This window comes from Vibrio sp. EA2 (assembly GCF_033042495.1).
Classification (GTDB): domain Bacteria; phylum Pseudomonadota; class Gammaproteobacteria; order Enterobacterales; family Vibrionaceae; genus Vibrio.
The window spans coordinates 325,203-341,345 of record NZ_JAWLID010000004.1; the positions used below are offsets into that span (position 1 = coordinate 325,203).

Here is a 16,143-nt window from a genome sequence, read left to right on the forward strand (position 1 = left end):
ATCGATTTGCTGGGTATAGGTTTGTTGACGTGGCACACAGAACCGGTGGTTTGAGCGGAAATTCTTTTTTAACTCTCGGTGATCGAAATCCACGATGGCGAAGTAAAACGATTAAATTGTACAACTTATTATCTTGTACAATATGGACTAACTTGCTATAAGTTATACAGCAAAACTTTTTGTATAGGATGGCGCTATTATGGAATCTTTAATCAAAGTTGGTATCAGTTCTTGCGTTTTAGGTGAGCGTGTTCGTTTTGATTCTGGCCATAAAGTCAGTAATTTTGTGACCAAAGAGCTCAGCAATTACTTCGATTTCGTTTCTGTTTGCCCTGAGGTTGGGGTTGGTATGCCAGTGCCGCGACCTACGATTCGTCTCATCTCTGATGAAGAGCGGATTGCGCTCGTTGAAACAAAAAATCCTGAGAATGACCACACGGATAATATGTTGGCTTACGCGGCTAATAAAGTAGACGAGCTACAGGAACAGCAGCTGTGTGGCTATATTGTGTGTGCTAAGTCGCCAACGTGTGGTATGGAGCGAGTTAAAGTATACAGCAAGCATCATGCTTCTAAAGAAGGGGTAGGGTTGTACACACAAACGCTGATGAAAAAAATGCCATGGTTGCCAGTAGAAGAAGATGGCCGTTTGAATGACCCGGTTCTAAAAGAGAACTTTATTACTCGCGTTTACTGCCTGAATGACTTTTATCAATCCATGTCAGGGGAGCCGACTCGTGGCAAAATTATTGATTTCCATTCTCGTTATAAACTAACGCTAATGGCGCATCATCCAGAATCATACCGAGCCTTGGGTCGTTTAGTGGCTGAGGTTGCGAACTACGAGATTGAAGACTTTTATGCAGAGTATCGCTTGGGACTGATGAAAGCACTTTCAAACCGTGCCAGTCGAAAAAATAACACCAATGTGTTGATGCACCTTCAGGGTTACTTTAAACGTGCCTTAACCAAAGAAGAAAAAGAAGAGTTAGCGACGGTTATTCATGATTATCGCACTGGTGTGTTGCCGTTACTTGCGCCGCTAACACTGATTAAACACTACCTAAATACTTACCCAGACGAGTATTTACAAAAGCAAAAATTTTTAGAGCCGCACCCGCAGGAGATGAGATTACGTTATGGTTTGTAGTTCACAAGAAAAACTGTACGCAATTAGAGATGTTGCAGAGATAACCGGGGTAAAGCCTGTCACCCTGCGAGCATGGCAGAGACGATACAATCTGATTCAGCCGCAGCGGACAGATAAGGGACATCGTTTGTATCGCCAGCAGGATATTGACACGATTAAAGAGATACAAAGTTGGCTGGCGAAAGGCATCGCCATTGGTAAGGTGAAAGGCCTGCTGGGTAAAGCCGGTGAGTTAGACATGAGCGCTGAGTCAGCGACTTTGGAAGAGGTAGAAATGCTGCTTTCTGCGTTATCTGATCTGAATCATGCCAAGACGGAGAGTGTACTGTCATCGGTAATGAAGGAATATCCTCTCAATATCGTCATTGAGCAATTTATCGAGCCAGTATTTGAAGCATTAGAACTCGTGAAAGGATCGCTTCGTTCAATCCAGGTGGGGTTGTTCCAGACATGCCTGATCAAACGGCTGGCTCTTATCGTTGACTCGGAAAACAAGGCGTCTTCAAAAGGCAAGTGTTTGCTGGTTTGCTTTGAACAAACTCGAGAAGCAGAAAGTTGGATTCAAGCCGCAATACGTTGTGAGCAAGGTTATCACACAACCTTAATTGCTAACGTTAATGACATTTCAGGCTTGGCTGAGCATGAGGTCATCGATCGCTATCAGCGCATTTTTCTGTTTTCTAATAAAGCACTACCAGCCAAACAGGTTGAGGTGTTAAAAGCGATGCGAGCGCAATTCCCCAGCCAGATTCAATGCTCAGAAGTCATAGAGAAGCTTCATTTTGAACAGGCAGAGAATAGATAGCTAAGGAGACATCATGATTCTGGTATGGTTTCGACGTGACTTAAGAACGTTAGACCACACGGCTTTACAAGCCGCCCTGGATTCTGGACAACCTGTTGTCGCGTGTTTTATTTCGACTCCGCAGCAGTGGCAAGAACATGATATGGCTCCGATGCAAGCGGATCTGATCGCTCGTCGTTTAGAGCATTTAAATCAGGAGCTCAACGATCTCAATATTCCGTTTTTGTATCAAGAAGTCGATAACTTCTCCGATTGCACTGCGGTGATAAGCCAGTGGGTGCAGTTACTGAAAGCAAAGAGTGTCATGGCTAACATCCACTATGAAGTGAATGAGCAAGCACTTGATCGTCAAGTTTCACAGACGTTAAATCAATCTGACATCGGTTTTGAGCTTTTTCATGACAAGTGTGTTCACGCACCAAGCACGGTTTTGAATAAGCAGGGCGACTACTTCAAAGTGTTTACCCCATTCAAACGAGCCTGGCTGCAGAAGTTTCAACTACCAAGAGTAGCCAAACCTTATGCTCAATCATCACTTTCACCGCAAGTATTGAAAGAGATAAAGGGGGCGTGTTTTGATGATAATTTCACTTTCAGCTATCCACGTGAGTCCAGTGAGCATTGGGTTGCATCAACGAGCGATATTCTCAGTCAATTAAGAGAGTTTGCTCGTGAGCGAAGTGATGAGTATCGCGAGCAGCGTGATTTCCCGGCCACTGATGGTACCAGTCAGCTCTCTCCTTATTTGGCCATTGGCGCTTTGTCACCGAGACAATGTATTGCCAGATTGTTTGCTGAGAATGAGCAATCGGATTTAACGGAAGGCAAAGCAACATGGTTAAGTGAAATCATCTGGCGAGAGTTCTACCAACATTTGTTAGTCTTTGAACCAAAGCTAGTCAAGGGCAAGGGGTTTATTGACTGGGAAGACAAGATTCAGTGGTCTTACGACGAGAAGGCGTTTGAGCGCTGGAAGACTGGCACTACTGGTTACCCAATTGTGGACGCCGCGATGCGTCAGCTGAACCAAACTGGCTGGATGCACAATCGCTTACGCATGATAGTCGCAAGTTTCCTGACGAAAGATCTTCACATTGATTGGCGCTGGGGTGAAAAGTACTTTATGAGTAAGCTTGTCGATGGTGATTTTGCCGCCAATAATGGAGGGTGGCAATGGTCTGCATCGACCGGGTGTGATGGTCAGCCTTACTTCCGAATTTTCAATCCCATTAGCCAGGGAGAAAAGTTTGATGCTGATGGCCGCTTTATACGTCATTGGGTGCCAGAAATTAAAAGTGTGCCAAACAAGTTCCTCCACAAACCATGGACTTGGGAAGGGTTTTCTTTACTGGATTATCACACTCCGATGGTTGATCATAAAGTAGAAAGAGAGATAACCTTACGGCTCTTCAAAAGTGCCAAGGAATAGAGTGAAATGCTTAGCAAGAAGCGATCAATGAGCATCGCGAAACGAACCCTGTTATCAGTATCATTGTCATTAGTGAGTGGATTGTCATTTGCTAAGATGTACGAGTTACCCTCAGACAGCAGTCGTGTCATTGGCCGTCTCGAAAATCACGTTGTACAAGACGGGGAAACCATGGCCAATATTGCTAAGCTTTATGACGTTGGTATGCTGGGTTTAATGGCTGCGAATAAAGGCGTCGACCCGTTTCTTCCTCAAGAAGGGCACGTTCTCACTGTCCCTACTCAGCTCATTCTTCCGGATGTTCCTCATCAAGGCATCGTGATTAATCTGGCGGAGTTGCGCTTATATTACTTCCCGTCTAACGAGAATGTCGTGCACGTATTCCCGGTTGGGATCGGCAGAATAGGGCGTGATACTCCCGTGATGTCGACCAGTGTCAGTCAAAAGCGTCCTAATCCGACATGGACACCGCCGGCGTCTATTCGTGCTGAATACAAAGCAAAAGGCATAGATTTACCAGCAGTTGTGGCAGCAGGCCCTGACAACCCGTTGGGTATGTTCGCGCTGCGCTTAGCTTACGGGAACGGCGAGTACCTTATTCATGGCACCAACAAAGATTTTGGCATTGGTATGCGGGTCAGTGCGGGTTGTATCCGTATGGAACCAAGTGACATCGAATGGTTGTTTGAACAAGTACGCCGAGGTGAGAAAGTCAGGGTGATTAACCAACCGGTTAAAGTGGCATTAGAACCAGACAGAAGCGTCTTTATTGAAGCCCACGAGCCATTAACTCGCAGTAACGGTAAGAAAGATGAGCTGGAATTACCAAAAGAGTTGGGTTGGTGGTTAAGTGAGTTTGGTATGAAAGATGTGAAGGCAAAAGCTGTAATTGCCGCGCAGAATGGAGTACCAGTAGAAATAACCGCGCCGTGAGGCGCGGCATAACACTATAACTTACTTAGTGTAATCAATATATATTCTCACAACACAGTAAAATCAAGGCTTCGCTAGCTATTTCAATGTCTTACAAAGTGCCTGTTTCGTCAATGCTATTCAATATTCATCAATATTAAGAAAATTTGCCGCCATTTTGTCGCCATTTCTCTCTGGAATAATGGCTACAGTCCCAAACTAGAAATAGGGTTTAACTCAGCCGCCTGGATAAGGTGATCTGGTGAAAAGTGGGAATAACGCATAGTCATTTTGATATCACTGTGACCAAGGATTTTTTGCAGTACCAGAATATTTCCTCCGGCCTCCATAAATCGACTTGCGAAGGTATGACGAAAAACATGGGTGCTTTGACCATCCGGTAAGTCTGGAAATGTCTGATTTACTATATACGTAATCCCATGAACGCAGTTCTTAAACAGCCTGTCCTTTTCTCCCGTTCTTTCAAACGCCATTAGTTCGTTATAAAGCTTTTCTGTGATTGGAACGGTACGGTTCTTTTTGCTCTTGGTATCAAGAAACGTGATCTTGTATTTCGTAATCTGTGAAAGACGGAGATTATTGGCTTCTGAAATTCGTGCACCTGTCGATAAGCAAATTTTGCAGACCAGTTCGAACTCTTTGGCTCGTTTACTCTTGCTGATCCTATCGAAGAGCGTAGTAATATCTTCATTTGAGAAGAAGCCCATTTCAGATTCAGTCACAGGGATCTGTTTAACGCTGGCAAGTGGGTTTGGTTGGTTCCACTCACCAAGGGAAGTGAGTTCGTTGAAAACCGCACGCAGATATCTCAAGTCGAGATTATTGGTAGGTGCAGATATCACTTTGCCTGCAGTAGTCTCATCTCCGTATCGGTTTTTTGCTTTTCGGCTAGAGCGCCAATGAACAAAGTCTTTTGCCGTGAACTTGATTGCAAACGGATTCCCTAGTTCTTCAACGATGGTGCAGAGGCGAGGGTAAACTTTTTCAGCGGATTTCAGGTGCTGGCCGTGAAGCTTGTGCCAGAGTTCGACTAAGTCTTGAAGTGTGCGCAAGTCCTTACTTTCACCAAGCCAGGGCTTATCATCGACTTCTTTCATCAAAAACTTTTCGTAAGCCAGAGCCTCGCCTTTGGTGGCAAAGCGTTTACGTATTCTGGCTCCGTTTCGGCCCTGCGGATAACACTCGCAGAGCCATGGCTTTTTGCTACTGTCTTTTAGGTTGCGAATAGTCATATTCAGATGTGATTTTTTAAGTATGTAGAGAGAGAAACACTTAGCTCTCGTACTTTATTAGTAGCGCTTTCTGCGTTTTCTTCAAAAAATGCAGCGTTGGATTGTATAGTCTCTTTGTCAGTGATCTCAGTCGTTTCTATAAGTTGATGCACAGAATTACCGTTATCCTGTTGAAGAGGGGTAATATTTAGTCTTGTAATATTGTGAGGTGTGATTAAATAATTCAATACAGCAATTAAATTGACTAGCTCGTTGACCTTTTCGTTGTTTTTAGTCAAGTAAGCTGACTTTTCTAAGTTAACTTTAATGTTTGCTAGATATTTTTTATTTTCAAGAGACTTTAAATAAACGGCTTCATAATCGGCGATATGTTGGTCCGTAAAGTCACCTAGTGAGAATAGCTTTATATAGAAGTGCAGCATGCTAATGTTTAGACTTAGCTCCATTAGGCTATCTTCTAAATTGGTGGCTAATGGGAAAAATAACTCTAGGAACTTTTGTTCTTTCCACTCACCACTAACGTACAGCGCAGTTATAACAGCTCCGACAGTACCTATACCAGCCAGCAGAGAACCTAATGAGGAAAATACGGTTAGCATACCAGTAAGGTATCCTGAGAGTGTTACAATTCCATCATCTGATTGAGATGCTGAAACAGCATAAGAAAGAGAACCTATAAGTAGTAATGTAGAAATGAGGTAAAATTTCAAGGTTCTCCTCATGAGGAAGTTGTTAGTGTTTTCAACTACACTTGGCAATTTAGAAGTAATGATAGTTCTAACTTTTATAAACCAGCATTTAACTATGCTTAATTGATGTTCAGTACTCAATACTTGATCGTTGTTGTTATTGTTATTTTGCATTTCTGTTTCATCCATAGTTATACAAGAGACTCGCCAGTATCCAAATAACAAAGAGCAACGATACGGTCAAATCTAAGCGCTATTTGTCTATTGCAAAGTAAACAATGAGTGTTGATATAGTGCTTATCTTTCTGGTTTACGTCGATCTTACTAAGGGTTATATTTTGGTCACTTGCTTACATGTCTTTAATATTACTAAATGCTAGCACCGTACTTTTGGTACAAATCGTAAGTATCTAAGTTGAGGTATTTTTCCACCCACTCATCAGGCTCAAATCGCTGACTTCCAACTTTGATTTTCGTTTCAAAGTTATAAAGCTTAAACGTGCGCTGTTCATTAGATTTATGGCAAATACCTTTTATGTAGCCGCTACCATTACCATCAATGCCGAACTCTTGGGGAGTTAAGGTTCTGCGTTCTTTAGGTTTAGACCAAGAGCTAGAATATGAAAACTCAATGTCTTTAGTTGTACCAGTCCATAGGACTTTGCAGTCTTGCTCCCATGCATCAACACTATCGTACGATTTACGCTCACGTTCGTGATCTGATGTTGATGTGCTGCTAACCGACACTTTTATTTTTATGTCAGAATCTGGGAGAACCACCGGTTCTTTTTTTATGCCATAAGTCATTAATACAAACTTTTGAGCGGATGGAGTTAGATTCTTCTTGATGCAGTATTCAGCCCATTGTTCGTCATCATTGATGATCGAAAGCATTTTTTCTTTTCGTTGTGTGGCTTTCTTAAATACGAATATGAAAAGTGAGATAATCGCGTATATGACAGCGCCTAGTGCAATAACACCAATCAGCACGCCAGCTTGCTCATCTCCAGACATAACTACGACTAGAGTTAAGGCCAGCCAAGAGAAGGAAACTACCCGAGCCAATGAGCTATATCCTTTCTTTAGCGTGAACCAGGAGAAGACGATAGGGAGTAAAATGATGCCCAGTTTCAGTTTTGTACTAACCACTTTATCCATTTTTAATTTTCCTAGCCAATTAACAAATTTTTATTTTTTCTTCATTTCCATAGCCACACGGCCAAGCACTTTTATATCTTCTTCGGATACTTCAATCGTTGAATTGCCAAACGCAATTGCCAACTTTTTACCAGGTAAGCGCTGTAGATAGTTAATCGAAAGACGGCCGTCTATATCAATAAGGTAATCACCTGATACTGGGTCAGTTGATTCCTTGTTGATGTAATAGATACCTAGGTCATCTTCAATTACTTGAGTTAGTGATGGTTTTAGACCAAAGCGGTCTAAAGTAACAAGGTCAATAGCTGTTTTACCTGCTTCAACTAGGGCCCCGTCAATTAACGTAAATATCTGAAGGTCTTGAGATGTAAGTGTATTTGGCTCCCCATCTCCGAAAGGTTCACCCTCGCCGAGTGCTAAATATCTAATAGAAGCTCCAGTCGCAAGGTGCGTCCTGATTATCAATTCCCATCCTGTGCGGTTATGAGTATGCCATGTAGAAAACGTAGATTTTGGGATGCCGTAATAATCCGCCAATAGGTCATATGTCTTACACCCGGTCACGTCTTTTAGTTTTTCAGTAAATTCACGTCCATTTATGTAGTTAAATGGCGGTACTTTTGCTGGTATTTTTGTCATAAGCCAAACTTCCAATCCATTCATAAGCTGATAAAAGTTAGATAAAGATCGACTTATCGTCTTTTAGCTGACTTTTAAATGTTGCTATTTGAGTGAATTCGATCTAATAATTAGTCGAAAGGTAAAGATGACTAATCAATCTCACTCAATAGTCATCAAATAAACACAAACAAGTAGGATACCACTTATGGCAAGCATTCAAATAGCTGTTGACGCACCTTTTTGTACTAAAAAAGAGTTTCTTCGTCGTACGGGATGGTCTCCGTCTTCCCTTGACCGCGCAATCACTGCTGGCGAAATCCCTATATTAGAAAAAGCTGGTAAAAGCAGCAGCGTTCTCATCAACTTAGTCAAGCTTTACCAACGCGCAGCGGAGCAAGATGTATGAGCTTCGCCATCCTACCTAAAACCAAACTCACTCTGCAAAATGCTAAGAGTGAGTCTTGGGAAGAAAACTATCCAAACAAATGTCCTCTTTGGCTGAATATTATCGGCTGGTCATTCGTTTTCGTCCCTTTCTTCTTCATTTGAGTATTAGTTATGACTGCAAATATCTCAATGTCCGTTTTTTGCGAGTCCAGACAAAAGTCATTTGACGAGGCTTGTTGCTCATTTGCGAGTTCTGAGAACATGGCACATATCGCACGTGAAATGGGAATGAGCGAAGACTTGCTTCGCGCCAAGTTAAACCCAGGTCAGCGTCATGTACTCAAGCCAGTGGAAGTTGTTGCGGTTTCAAAAATCAGCGGTAACTACACACTCGTTAATAGCCTTTTGCTTGGGCTCGATATGGTGGCAGCTCCAGTTGAAAGCGCAGAAGAAGCGGAAAGCATTGTTGAACGACTTCTAAAACACAGTGCCAATGCTGGCGAACTGTCTACCTGGGCATTGCAACATGGCAATGGCCCACGCCTAACACGCACTCATAAACAATCACTTATCCAAAAAGCACAAGCAGGCATCGGCAACCTTGTGCTTCTTATCAACGATATTGAAAACCGCACGACTGGCGCGACACCCATGTTGTCTATGGGGCTGGATTTCTTCGCCAACGGTGCGCCAATTCCCGGTTTAGCCTAAGGAGAGCCAATGAGTCAGTTAGCTATTCAACAAGAACAATTACAACAAGCACCCAACGCCAACGAAAGCATTGCCGCGTGCAAAGCGCTTTTCAATGGTTCCGCTACACGCGGCAAGTTGAGAAAGATGTTCAACGAACTGCCAGATAAAAGCCGCGGTTTGGTTCTTATCGCTGGCGGTATGTCACCAAAAGATTACCAACGTGAGTTTGAGTCGTTCAACGATTTAGAGCTGCAAAAAATCCGCTCAGGTATGCAGTACCTCAAAGAAATGATCGTGGGCTTTGACAACACGCTCGGCGATGTTCGTCGCCTCAAGCACTACCAATTCAGTAACACCCATTAATCACCAAGCCAGCCTTTGCCCCCGCTGTATCCATGGGGGCCTTTTTTTCGTCTAAGCGTAGGAGCATAGAGATGAATGACCCAATTTTAGAACAAGCAAATGCAGCTTTAGAGGAAGCTCGCCAAGTACTTGCAAAGTCGAACGAGAACTTAAATAAGTCGATTAGCTTTACCGACCAAGCGTTAATTAATCAGCGCCGTTTAATTTTGGCGATGAGCAGTTTACTGCCAAAGCCGATCCTTTCGGTTGTGAATACTGATTTGGCAGAAGAAGAGCAGGTGGAGAGTTTCGCCGACGACATGGCAATTAGTCTGAATACTCGAGAGGCATTCGACATCGTGCACTCTATCAATGTGTTGGCGATGGCGAATACCGACATTTTAAACATCAATACCCAGTTCCGTGGAAATTCGAACCTGTTCATTGTTCGCGTGCGTCCACTATCTGTAGTTTCTCCGGAAGGTGACGACTATCAACTTCAATCTGTTGTTTACCGTGGCGAGGTGAGTCTTATCGATGGGTTCTATGTAGGCTGCCCAACAGGTGACTGCCACGTTGAGCGCCTTCTGACAATTGAAAGCGAACTAACAGAACTAATCATCGAAGCCCGTGAAGAAGCCGAAGCAAAAGCGGAGGTGGGAGCATGAGCAACATCACTATCCATGAATTAAAAATTCAATCCGTCCATTTCGCTGACGTTCTCGCACACCGAAAAACACATGAAGTTCGAATCAATGATCGTGATTACCAAGCTGGTGACTGCTTAAACCTACGTGAAATTGATGCAAACGGGGAATACACCAGACAAGAAGCGAATGCCGAAGTTAGCCACGTTTTACACGGTGGTCAGTTTGGTATCGCAGAGGGTTGGTGTGTCCTGTCCTTAAAAAGCGGTACCAGTAAATCAGCTCTAAACCTGATCTGCTTTTTGCGTGATCGCCTGCAGGAAACGTGCGACTGCATTGATGCAAGCCACGACATTATCAAAAAGTCAGGACATACAACTGCAGATGCAGAAAGGACGGCCAATGATGCACGTGCATTTATTGATATGGCTAACGAGTTTCTTGCGAAAGTTGGGGGTGAGTAATGGCATCACTCACTCAGCTACTTAATGAAATTGGTGACGAGAACGTAACGGTTCAAGCGCTTCACCAGTGTATGGACTCAGCCCAATACAACAAAGGGCGCACCACAATCAAATTCAAAACCGATGGTCTTGGTGCCACCGAACTAGCGGACGGCAAAAAGACCGCTCTTATCGTTTGGGTTGATGCAGCTCAATACAACAATGCACTGGCGAACGCCAAAACAATGAAGAAACCGAGCATTGTGGAATTACTACGTGAAGCTATCCAACAGGCCGAAGAACTAGGTTTAGTCAGAACTGAAGATGGCACGGTCATCACCGGAGCTATTGAAACAGACGATGGCATTGTTTTGGTTAAGGAGTAAAGAGCTAATGGAATACGCAGCAATCATGCTTTGTCCAGATGGTGGCGTTGTTCGCCATGAAGACACGCAAGAAGTTGCCAATGTAATGGTTGGCGACTTCGACTCACTAGACCAAGCGATCGAACAGGCATGTGTTTCCCTTAGCTGTACTCACCTAACCAAAGGTGTGTTGAGCAAAGGAAACGGAAAAGGCGGTTTTATGTTGGTGACAACTCAGGAATTGGAGGCGGTATGAAATACAAGAAGATTACTTCCCTCTCTGTAGATGAAGACAAAATCCAAGTCTTTGAAGGAAGAACGGCGACATTCGAAAAGTGCGTGGTTGTCTACTTTGCTGGCCCAGAAGGTTGGGGTGTAACCATGAACATTCGGATTGAAGAGTTGGAAAGCTTCGTTAATGAGCCAGATTGGCAAAAGCGGTTTGTTGTATTTGCGAAAGAAAAATTAGGGATGGTGGCAGCATGAGATCAGATTACATCTACGAACTAGACGGTCATAAAGGTCAGTCAGCGATCGCGAAAGCGTTTGGCGTTCCACTGGGTACTTTGAAATCTCGCTTACGTAACGGCAAGACAATTCGTGAAGCGGTTCATTTTGTTGATGGCCGTGAGAACAATTGCGGCGTTGCTACTCACGTGTGGAAGGGCATCAAAGGTGTAGACAACATCGCTAAAGCTATTGGCACCACGCACACCACAATCTATAAGCATTTGAGAGCAGGATGCACCATAGATGAAGCGGTAGCGAAGGTTCAAAAAAGCCAAAAGCGAGCTGAGCAAGTTCGCAAGCTTCGCGCTAAATCTAAAGCTAAGCCAATAGAGCTGGTTGGTATTAAGAAACCAACTGAAGTTCCAGAGCTTTGGCGTTTGGCTCTAGGTTTTGGTGGATAAGAACAATCGTGTCTAACTATCTATCCGAACCAACCGAAATCGATTTATACGAGTTTCCATGGCAAGCCCCTTTAACGGAAGTTGAAGCGGGCTGCTTTGGTGCTCGTCGATATAACACAACTATTGAGCCTGATGATCTCAGTGTTCTGGAACGTAAGCTGTTTGACGTGAATCCAGATGATTTTGAGTGGACAAAAGGCAAAATCAAAGACCTGCCAGATTACCTAACTAAGTACTTTGTGACTCGCTACATTACAGTTTTCGAAAAGCAAGGTCGCAGAGAAGCAAATATCTTTTTGCGTGAACGAATGGGCCCAGCTGCTGATCGCGCCGTTATGGTTTTACGCAAATACAAAAAGCTACCAACAACCCAAAAGGTTGCTTTGCTCAGTGAAGAATTAGATAACACTGAGCAAAGCGACTTTACGTCTGCGCATCCAGAGATAGCAAAACCTCAACTTCGCTTTGATTTCGACAAGGCGGAGAAAAACCGCAAGCCAGTAAAATGCCGCATCTTGGCGGAACTGGAGCTGGACGAAATCAAAGAGATGGCATTCAAGATTGGAAAAATCATGAATGCGCGCTTCCAAATTATCTCTTCTAAGTTGGCAAGTATTACCGAAGCTGAGTTGGAAAAGGACGATACGTTCTGTCCTGTCGTTGAAGGCTACCATCAGCTAGCTGCTTTCACTGCTAAGTTTGGCATCAAGCCGCCTTGTAAATACAAGAAGCAAAATGAGCTTTCCGCACTGCAAGACATCTCTCGCATGATCAGTGAAAAGTGGTGGCTTGGTCGTTTGGTTAAAGCTCGCAAAATTATGCGCGAACACCTAGCCATTGCAATGGGGCAAGTGTCTTCAAAAGCTTCTGCCTATGCGTCTTGGGATTGTGTTCGTGAGCACCAAGAGCAACAAAAGCGCAACTGGGAATACATCAAGCAGTGTGAACTCTTCGACGAAGAAACCGAAGAGAAAGCAGACCTGTCCGAAATGGTTTTGAAAAGCGTGTCTAACCCTGCGATTCGGCGTCATGAGTTGATGGTGCGTTGCCGTGGTTGTGAAGACATCGGCAATGAACTTGGCTTACAAGGCTTGTTCCTGACTCTGACCACTCCGTCGAAATACCACAATTCCTACAAGAAAGGCGGTTTCATCAACCATTGGAACGGTGCAAGCCCACGAGAGGCGCAAGCGTATTTAAACAATGCTTGGCAGCGTATCCGCGCCAAGTTAGGCCGTGAAGAGATCCGTTGGTTTGGTGTACGAGTTGCCGAGCCTCATCACGATGGCACACCACACTGGCATTTGCTGATCTGGGTAAAACCAGAAGAAGTTGCGCAAGTGCGTGACATCTTTATTTCATACGCGACCAAAGAAGACCGAGCAGAACTGCACCCGCAATACGAAAAGGAAAAGCAAAAGCCATTTCGCAAGTGCGCTTATGTTGGTCCTATGGATTACCGTCCACGTTGTGACTTTGGTTACATCGACCCAGAGAAAGGCACAGCAACGGGCTACATCGCTAAATACATTTCTAAGAACATCGACGGCTTTGCTATGGACGATGAAGTGTCCGACGAAACAGGCAAATCAGTCAAAGACATGGCGAAGAACGTCAGCGCTTGGAAAAGCCGCTGGGCAATTCGCCAGTTTCAATTCTTCGGTGGTGCGCCAGTTACGACTTACCGTGAGCTGCGCCGATTCGCAAGCCAAAACAAAAAAGCCTTTATGGAATACCTCTTCATGCAAGTGCGAGAGGATTTGCTTGCTATGTACATTAAGCTACAGCGTGACCTCGTTGGACCTATTAAGCCTAGTAAGCTGATTTCTAATAAAGAGTTAATAAAAGTAATAGGGGATAGTTTCCAAGCAAGTTTAAACACTGATGATTCAAGCATCACAGAAACTTTAAAAGCCGCAGATCATGGTAATTGGCAAGGCTACATCATGGGACAGGGTGGACCTTTCGTTAAACGCGAAGATTTGCTGATCACCAATTCATATCAAGTCCTTCCATTCGCATCACCTCACGGTGAAGACGTGCGCAAGGTGGAAGGTTTCCAAACACCAGAAGCAGTCGTGAAAACTCGCACTAAGGTCTGGACGATTCAGAAGAAATCAAAGGTTATCGAAGAAGCTGAAGCGATCACCCAAGGGAGCGCAGCGACCGCTATTGGAGCCTCTGGCTCCTCTCGGAGTTCTGTCAATAACTGTACGGAGCATCGCGAGGTACAGGTCAGCGATCAGCTAACCCGAATTTTAGACCCGGTGAATAGTCGGGCGAATAATCCGCCAAATATTGATGAAACGGCACTGGCCGCACTGCTAAAAGGCAGCTCAATTCGCATCGACGATGCAACCAGTATTCAAATCCGCCCTGCGGAGGTAGACGAACACGGCAATATACGTCCGGCGCAGCTGGTCGAAGTAAGCCGTGCACCTGCAGATGATCTTAAATGGATGGATTTCGAAGGTTGGGACAAGGTATTCGCCCAACCAGAAAAGCAAGAGTATCAACAACCAGACTTGTCGTTCTTCCCTGATGGGAACGACTGGCCGTTAGTGTGAGATTATGGTTTGCCTTGAGTTCTGAAGATATTTCAGCTAGGAGCTTTAAAGCTTATTTTAAAAGGAGGGGCTATATATTAAAGTGATGACATATGCTAAAGAGTTAACCCATGAGGATAAAAGTATGTCTGCTATTTGGCCTGATGTTCGCACAATTCGTAAATCTCACCCCAAACTGAGGCGCTTCGCAACCATACTATGCCCAGGAGCTAAGGTGGTAAGGGTAAATTCATATAAAACACTGCGACCTATAGGGCTTTGTTATTGGAATGTGGATGAGCTAGTTAGAAACTATGGAGGGGAGGCTGTATACGGTTGGCAATTTTTCATTTGGCCCAAAAGGTATATTGAGGCTATGCATCACGCTGTTTGGAGAACTCCCGACGGGAAGTTATTTGATGTTACAGAAAAATACCCTACGGATACAATTAAAGATCATTCTATCTTTCTTGAGGACGATTCAATTTCGGTAGAATTGACCAAACCAATGTTTATTCAGAGTCGTTATTTTCCCCTAAATAAACATCCAGAGATAGATGCTTTTATTTCTGCCTATCAGAAGAAAAATGCTTTAGAACAAGCTCAGGCAGCGTTGGCTTATGAATATGGGTATCGTAACCAAGGTCAGTTTGCAAAAGCTAAAGGTGGCACTTTTGACATCAATAGCATTGATTTTTCGTCTGATTTTTACAAACAACTTGAGCCTATTAAAGCTGAGTTTAATCAAGTACTCTCTGAAGTAGGCTCTACTATCAACGCTATTAAACGTTTAGATGCTAAAGATAAATTAAAGCGTTAAAACGTTACTAGTAGGCAAATAGAACAGAGCTAGACCTAACGAATTATCCAGCATAAGTTCAAACTCCATCCCCAACTCCCCCATGTGAATTTTCTTAAGGAAAGGGTAGCTCTGTCATTAACACGGTTATCCAATCCCGCAATCTCGATTTCTAGATTATTTTTGTGATTTGCGTCAACTTTCTAAGGACTTGCGTGATCAGAAACCTAGGTTAGGTTGGTTTGGTAAGCGGTGAGTTAACCTGTTTAGGAAATGTTATATCGCCAGTTATGCTCAAGTAAAAGCACAAGAAAAAGAACCAGGATAACATATGCAAAACTGTAGTCCAAAGACGACATACCAATTTGTTGTAGACCTAGAAGAAGAGAAGTTAGCGACAGCCAAAACGCTGGAAGAACAGGTTAATATCCTTAATCACTTTAGAGCAATGCGAGATGCCATCTATCAGCGAGAGTGGGAGTCATTTAATACTGCTGCATAGCGTGATGATTAGCTGGGTGATCGACTTTTTTACTGGCTCTGGGAGTCTTTCCAGATAGGTTAGTAACTCAATACTGTTGGTGGGGCGCAAGGCGAGAGTTCCTTGTGCCATCTCCAACAGGCTGATTTGGTAAAACTCACACAGCATTTCAATCTGCTCAGCATTAATTACCGCGCGCTGCTGTTCGAGCCGTTGCACCGTTCGGTAAGGTATTCCGGTTTTAGTTGCCACTTCTTTCTGTGTAACCCTTCGCGCAATTCTTAATTGGGTGAAGTATTGGTTAATTGAATAGACGTGGTTGTCCAGTTTTGGCATTTCGATCTCTCAGTACGCCAAATTTGGCGTGTTTAGTAGATGAAAAGCCAGCCATGGTTAGCATTTACATAAATGCTTAAGAATTCAAGTGATTACGTTTTTTTATCTTTAGACTGTGCCGTGAAAAAGGACGGCACACTCCTAGAGTGTAGCTGACCACATAAAAACTAATTATA

22 protein-coding genes are annotated in these 16,143 nt (G+C 43.8%); 17 read left to right on the top strand and 5 right to left on the bottom strand.

What is annotated here, in order from left to right; genetic code table 11:
* Nucleotides 1–199: 199 nt before the first annotated feature.
* From RXX31_RS12285 to RXX31_RS12300, 4 genes are read left to right on the top strand one after another with little or no spacing between them, the layout of a single operon-like run.
* Nucleotides 200–1,150 carry a DUF523 and DUF1722 domain-containing protein gene (locus RXX31_RS12285; protein WP_317589696.1) on the top strand — a complete coding sequence of 317 codons (951 nt, stop codon included), beginning with the start codon at nt 200–202 and terminating at the stop codon, nt 1,148–1,150.
* The gene (locus tag RXX31_RS12290; protein ID WP_317589698.1) at nt 1,140–1,955 is read left to right on the top strand and encodes a MerR family transcriptional regulator; all 816 of its coding nucleotides are present in this window, start codon (nt 1,140–1,142) and stop codon (nt 1,953–1,955) included. Before RXX31_RS12285 ends, RXX31_RS12290 begins: the two co-directional genes overlap by 11 nt.
* A 13-nt stretch (nt 1,956–1,968) precedes the next feature.
* On the top strand, nt 1,969–3,384 hold the full coding sequence (phrB, locus tag RXX31_RS12295; RefSeq protein ID WP_317589700.1) for a deoxyribodipyrimidine photo-lyase: 1,416 nt from the start codon (nt 1,969–1,971) through the stop codon (nt 3,382–3,384).
* A gap of 6 nt (nt 3,385–3,390) precedes the next feature.
* On the top strand, nt 3,391–4,317 hold the full coding sequence (locus tag RXX31_RS12300) for a L,D-transpeptidase family protein (RefSeq protein WP_317589701.1): 927 nt from the start codon (nt 3,391–3,393) through the stop codon (nt 4,315–4,317).
* A gap of 185 nt (nt 4,318–4,502) precedes the next feature.
* Here the strand turns inward: RXX31_RS12300 and RXX31_RS12305 are convergent, their stop codons facing one another.
* The 4 genes from RXX31_RS12305 to RXX31_RS12320 all read right to left on the bottom strand — a co-directional run bounded on the left by RXX31_RS12305 (nt 4,503) and on the right by RXX31_RS12320 (nt 8,035).
* Entirely contained in the window at nt 4,503–5,549 is a 1,047-nt protein-coding gene (locus tag RXX31_RS12305; RefSeq protein WP_317589702.1) for a tyrosine-type recombinase/integrase, read from the bottom strand.
* Between the two features lie 2 nt (nt 5,550–5,551).
* Nucleotides 5,552–6,427, bottom strand: a complete 876-nt coding sequence (locus RXX31_RS12310) for a hypothetical protein (protein ID WP_317589704.1) — start codon at nt 6,425–6,427, stop codon at nt 5,552–5,554.
* Nucleotides 6,428–6,607: 180 nt separating this feature from the next.
* Complete coding sequence (locus tag RXX31_RS12315) at nt 6,608–7,396, bottom strand: hypothetical protein (protein WP_317589706.1); 789 nt, start codon at nt 7,394–7,396, stop codon at nt 6,608–6,610.
* 30 nt (nt 7,397–7,426) lie between these two features.
* Entirely contained in the window at nt 7,427–8,035 is a 609-nt protein-coding gene (locus RXX31_RS12320) for a phage repressor protein CI (protein ID WP_317589708.1), read from the bottom strand.
* A gap of 187 nt (nt 8,036–8,222) precedes the next feature.
* Here RXX31_RS12320 and RXX31_RS12325 point away from each other — a divergent pair, with 187 nt between their 5' ends.
* The 13 genes from RXX31_RS12325 to RXX31_RS12385 all read left to right on the top strand — a co-directional run bounded on the left by RXX31_RS12325 (nt 8,223) and on the right by RXX31_RS12385 (nt 15,652).
* Nucleotides 8,223–8,423 (top strand): Rha family transcriptional regulator, encoded by a 201-nt coding sequence (locus RXX31_RS12325; RefSeq protein ID WP_317589709.1) that lies wholly within the window; start codon nt 8,223–8,225, stop codon nt 8,421–8,423.
* A complete protein-coding gene (locus RXX31_RS12330; RefSeq protein WP_317589710.1) occupies nt 8,420–8,566 on the top strand; it encodes a hypothetical protein in 147 nt (48 codons plus the stop codon). The genes RXX31_RS12325 and RXX31_RS12330 overlap by 4 nt, the downstream gene beginning before the upstream one ends.
* Before the next feature lie 27 nt (nt 8,567–8,593).
* Nucleotides 8,594–9,115: a phage regulatory CII family protein gene (locus tag RXX31_RS12335; RefSeq protein ID WP_317589820.1), complete on the top strand. Its 522-nt coding sequence runs from the start codon at nt 8,594–8,596 to the stop codon at nt 9,113–9,115.
* A 9-nt stretch (nt 9,116–9,124) separates the two neighbouring features.
* Nucleotides 9,125–9,460 (top strand): hypothetical protein, encoded by a 336-nt coding sequence (locus RXX31_RS12340; RefSeq protein ID WP_317589711.1) that lies wholly within the window; start codon nt 9,125–9,127, stop codon nt 9,458–9,460.
* Between the two features lie 71 nt (nt 9,461–9,531).
* Nucleotides 9,532–10,107 carry a hypothetical protein gene (locus RXX31_RS12345; protein WP_317589713.1) on the top strand — a complete coding sequence of 192 codons (576 nt, stop codon included), beginning with the start codon at nt 9,532–9,534 and terminating at the stop codon, nt 10,105–10,107.
* Complete coding sequence (locus tag RXX31_RS12350) at nt 10,104–10,550, top strand: DUF3850 domain-containing protein (protein ID WP_317589714.1); 447 nt, start codon at nt 10,104–10,106, stop codon at nt 10,548–10,550. Before RXX31_RS12345 ends, RXX31_RS12350 begins: the two co-directional genes overlap by 4 nt.
* Nucleotides 10,550–10,915 (top strand): hypothetical protein, encoded by a 366-nt coding sequence (locus RXX31_RS12355; protein WP_317589716.1) that lies wholly within the window; start codon nt 10,550–10,552, stop codon nt 10,913–10,915. Before RXX31_RS12350 ends, RXX31_RS12355 begins: the two co-directional genes overlap by 1 nt.
* A gap of 7 nt (nt 10,916–10,922) precedes the next feature.
* Complete coding sequence (locus RXX31_RS12360; RefSeq protein ID WP_047508607.1) at nt 10,923–11,150, top strand: hypothetical protein; 228 nt, start codon at nt 10,923–10,925, stop codon at nt 11,148–11,150.
* Nucleotides 11,147–11,380 (top strand): hypothetical protein, encoded by a 234-nt coding sequence (locus RXX31_RS12365; protein WP_317589718.1) that lies wholly within the window; start codon nt 11,147–11,149, stop codon nt 11,378–11,380. The genes RXX31_RS12360 and RXX31_RS12365 overlap by 4 nt, the downstream gene beginning before the upstream one ends.
* On the top strand, nt 11,377–11,805 hold the full coding sequence (locus RXX31_RS12370) for a hypothetical protein (RefSeq protein ID WP_317589720.1): 429 nt from the start codon (nt 11,377–11,379) through the stop codon (nt 11,803–11,805). Before RXX31_RS12365 ends, RXX31_RS12370 begins: the two co-directional genes overlap by 4 nt.
* Nucleotides 11,806–11,813: 8 nt before the next feature.
* A complete protein-coding gene (locus RXX31_RS12375; RefSeq protein WP_317589721.1) occupies nt 11,814–14,372 on the top strand; it encodes a replication endonuclease in 2,559 nt (852 codons plus the stop codon).
* A 124-nt stretch (nt 14,373–14,496) separates the two neighbouring features.
* Nucleotides 14,497–15,171, top strand: coding sequence for a hypothetical protein (locus tag RXX31_RS12380; protein ID WP_317589722.1), 675 nt, complete (start codon nt 14,497–14,499; stop codon nt 15,169–15,171).
* A 310-nt stretch (nt 15,172–15,481) separates the two neighbouring features.
* Nucleotides 15,482–15,652 (top strand): hypothetical protein, encoded by a 171-nt coding sequence (locus RXX31_RS12385; RefSeq protein WP_154216603.1) that lies wholly within the window; start codon nt 15,482–15,484, stop codon nt 15,650–15,652.
* On the opposite strand, the gene RXX31_RS12390 is transcribed toward RXX31_RS12385, so the two are convergent.
* Complete coding sequence (locus RXX31_RS12390) at nt 15,632–15,967, bottom strand: helix-turn-helix transcriptional regulator (protein WP_317589723.1); 336 nt, start codon at nt 15,965–15,967, stop codon at nt 15,632–15,634. The two genes, RXX31_RS12385 and RXX31_RS12390, sit on opposite strands and share 21 nt — an antisense overlap.
* Nucleotides 15,968–16,143 lie beyond the last annotated feature (176 nt).